The sequence below is a fragment of the Paenibacillus sp. OT2-17 genome (assembly GCF_009827695.1).
GTDB lineage: Bacteria > Bacillota > Bacilli > Paenibacillales > Paenibacillaceae > Paenibacillus > Paenibacillus polymyxa_B.
The window spans coordinates 1-3752 of sequence record NZ_WUDQ01000364.1 but is presented as its reverse complement, the minus strand read 5'-3'; the positions used below and the strand labels follow the sequence as shown (position 1 = coordinate 3752).

Annotated in this window: 4 protein-coding genes; all 4 read left to right on the top strand. The window is 45.1% G+C overall.

Annotated elements, in window-relative coordinates; translation table 11 throughout:
- Positions 1-456, top strand: a 456-nt coding sequence (locus tag GRP75_RS21275; RefSeq protein ID WP_160790291.1) for a TIGR00266 family protein, incomplete at its 5' end; no start/stop codon positions are given.
- A 175-nt stretch (positions 457-631) separates the two neighbouring features.
- Positions 632-1579 (top strand): GDSL-type esterase/lipase family protein, encoded by a 948-nt coding sequence (locus GRP75_RS21270; RefSeq protein WP_053325635.1) that lies wholly within the window; start codon positions 632-634, stop codon positions 1577-1579.
- Positions 1579-2655, top strand: a complete 1077-nt coding sequence (locus GRP75_RS21265; RefSeq protein WP_053325634.1) for an ABC transporter ATP-binding protein — start codon at positions 1579-1581, stop codon at positions 2653-2655. The genes GRP75_RS21270 and GRP75_RS21265 overlap by 1 nt, the downstream gene beginning before the upstream one ends.
- A complete protein-coding gene (locus GRP75_RS21260; RefSeq protein WP_076295306.1) occupies positions 2648-3637 on the top strand; it encodes an ABC transporter permease in 990 nt (329 codons plus the stop codon). Before GRP75_RS21265 ends, GRP75_RS21260 begins: the two co-directional genes overlap by 8 nt.
- The last annotated feature ends 115 nt before the right edge of the window (positions 3638-3752 follow it).

The window sequence follows — 3752 nt, the reverse complement described above, 5'->3', positions numbered from 1 at the left end:
TTGTTAGCCCCTGCCAGTATAGGTGATGTACAAGCGGTGGAACTGGATGGCACGTATAGACTGTTGGTCCAAAAGGACGGTTTTCTGGCTTGTACGGAAGGCATTGAGGTAAGCACCAAAATGCAAAACCTGATGAAAGGTTTATTCTCTGGTGAAGGTTTTTTTATCGTAGAAATCAGTGGTCGAGGTACGGTATTCCTGTCCTCTTATGGAGCCATTCATCCCATTTACATCGCGCCAGGAGAGGAGCGTATTATTGATAATGCTCATCTGGTGGCATGGCCGGATTATATGGATTATAAAATTGAAAAAGCATCTAAAGGCTGGTTGTCCAGCGTAACGAGTGGAGAAGCGCTTGTATGCCGCTTTCGCGGTGAAGGGACGGTACTGATTCAAAGTCGAAATCCGGGCAGTTTTGGACAATGGATCAAAAGTTTCATCCCTGATAGTAAATAGTTTGGTTCGTCTGATTAGAGTTGTGAGGATAAACTATTCGCACAAGAAAGTATAATATAAGGGTGGCCATTTGCCATCCTTTTTTTGCATGTTCATGGGAAATTATGTGTGACTCTAAGCGTTTATTGCGCTTTTATTCCGAACGGTTTATTTGCAAAATGATATGAGAAGCCTTATGTTTATTTCACTAAGCTATCAGGAGGGAACACGAGTGAATTCATCAAAATGGATTTGGCGGTCTGTCGGTTCCGTTTCCATTGCCGCCACATTGCTATTATTGTACGGATTTATTACAGCAGTACAAAGTATCACGGCTCCAGAGCCAATGGTTAGCACTCAACCTGTGCATTCCGGTTCATCGCAGACACAAACTGCGCCATCCGCTACAAATCAGACGGGAGAGTTTCGGGTAGCTGCCATTGGAGATTCGCTAGCCAAAGGCACAGGGGATGACTCCGGAAGTGGTTTTGTGCGTCGGTCGGTGAGCTTGTTAAATAATCAGGAAGGCCATAAGGCACAGCTCATAAATAATCTGGGGATTAATGGACTGACGACTCAAGGACTATTGACCAAGCTGGATGAGCCTGGTGTTTCTTATGTGTTGAAAAAGGCTAACGTCATTATTGTCTCGATTGGCGGAAATGATTTATTTCAGGGGGCTCAGGCTGCCCAAACTGGCAAAGAGCCACCTACACTCAGTGGTTTGCGTAAAGCTGTGCCTGATGCCGCCAAACGTCTGCAAAAAGTGCTGACAAAGGTAGGGAAAATCAATCCGAATGCTAAAATTATCTATGTCGGATTATATAATCCATTCAGTGATCTGCAGGAAATGAAAATTCCCGGTAATCTTGTGGTCACAGAATGGAATCTGGCTGCCATGGCAATTACCAACCAAAACAGCAATATGACGCTGGTTCCAACTTTCGATTTGTTCCAGCAAAATTTGCCCGTCTATTTATCTTCCGATCATTTTCATCCAAACGGACAGGGCTATCAGGCAATCGCTGAACGTATCGCGCAAGGGTTTGCAGTTGCAACCACGAAGGATGCCGATAAAGTGGATAATGAACAACAGTCTACAAGTAGCCAACCCGCTGAAGTGAAAAAGGGAGGGAACAAGTAATGAGCATCCAATCTGCTGACAAGACCGGGGCTGGAATAACCCAAAATCCGACATCAAGGGATGCAGTGTCCAGTTTCCATTCCGCCAATCAGGTTGGCAGCGCAGGCAGAGACAGAAGCAATAACGAAACAGTTCTCTCTGTTCAGCACGTTAAGAAACGTATCAAACGCAAAATGATCATTCATGATGTAACATTCGACGTTCGTGCGGGTGAAATTTTCGGATTTCTCGGTCCTAATGGGGCTGGAAAAACGACGACTATTCGTATGCTGGTCGATTTAATTAAGCCTACGGAAGGGACGATTACTGTCTGTGGACATAATGTAAATCGTGACCCTGAGCAGGCTTTGCGGCATATTGGTTCTATTGTGGAAAATCCAGAGGTGTACAGCTACCTGACAGGGTGGGAGAATTTAGAGCATTTTGCCCGTATGCAGCCTGGTGTAGACGAGCCGCGTATCCGCGAAGTCGTTGAGCTGGTTCGGCTCGATCGCCGTATCCATGATAAAGTAAGTACGTATTCTCTCGGAATGCGCCAGCGTCTTGGTATAGCCCAAGCCTTGCTTGGTAGACCGAAATTGCTCATTTTGGATGAACCGACGAACGGGTTAGACCCCAAGGGGATCAAGGAAATGAGAGCTTTTATCCGTTTGCTAGCGGCAGAAGGCATGGCTGTATTTGTTTCCAGCCATTTGCTCAGCGAAATCCAGCTGCTATGTGATCGGGTGGCAATTATAAGTCGGGGAAAGGTGCTAGCTGTAGGTGGTGTGCGGGAATTGGTTGATACGCACTCGCACATGGCAGTATGGCAACTGGAGCCTCGTGATCAGGGTCTTGCCATATTGCAAAATTCTCCGCATGTGCAAATAATTACGAACGCCGATGAATTAATTGATGACAGCATTGTGGCAGGTAGCGGAGCCGATGCAATTTTTACAGAAATGGATGAAGAGCATATTGCGGAGCTGGTGACACAAATGACGGCTTCCGGTATTTCCGTTAAAGGTGTAACCAAAATCAACCCTACACTGGAGCAGCTATTCCTGAAAATGACGGAAGGTGAGATACTTGAATAACATTTTACCGCTCGTACAAAATGAAACACTCAAAATTATCAAGAAGAAACGATTTTATGTCATTTTGCTTGTTTTACTTGTGCTTGTGCCGATTTTTACGTACGCTCAGATGAAAGTGGCAGAAAACAATCGCGAAAAATTCGGCAATGATTGGCGGCTCGAACTGCGTCAGGCGATTACCGATAATCAAAACTCGCTGGGAAGTGACCGGGTTCCCGAGGAATGGAAGACCTACCGTCGGGTCTTTGTGCAGCAGATGCAATATTATTTGGAAAATGATGTGAATCCTAATGAGCCGAGTGGTGTCACCTTTACCAGAGAGTTTATGGATAATTCCATAAATCTGTTCGTTCCGCTGTTGATTATGGCCATTGCTTCCGATCTGGTTTCAGGAGAACGGACAACAGGCACGATAAAAATGTTGCTGACCCGCCCCGTCAGGCGGTGGAAAATACTGCTGAGCAAGCTGCTGACATTGTATATGTTCGTCTCGCTCATTATTTTGGCTGTATTTGTGATTAGTTATCTGATATCAGGCTTGTTTTTTGGTTTTCGCGGTTTTAATGTTCCGGTATTTACCGGATTTCAAATTGTTGGATCGACGGTGGATTTGTCTGCTGTACACGCGATTCCACAATGGCATTATCTGATGCTGCAAGCCGGATTGATCTGGTTTGTCAGTCTTGTGGTAGCTTCGTTAGCCTTTATGGTATCTGTCCTGGTACGAAGTACGGCGGCAAGTATCGTGGTCATGATGGCTGCACTTATTTCGGGCACTATATTGACAAACATGGCTGCATCTTGGCAGAGTGCTAAATATTTATTTATGGTTAACCTCGAATTAACCGATTATTTATCTGGAAGCCCCGCCCCGATTGAGGGAATGACCTTACCCTTTTCTTTAGCTGTACTGGGCATTTGGGGGGCTGCGGCATTGATTGTTTCATTCGCCGTCTTTACGAAACGGGATATATTGAATTAAAATGGACAAGGTAAAAGAAAACATCTGTTTGCATTTTTGGTGAAAATCATCAAGAATAATGCAAAACACGGTTACGATTAGACAAAGGGGGAGCATGAATGGTCGACAAAATCGA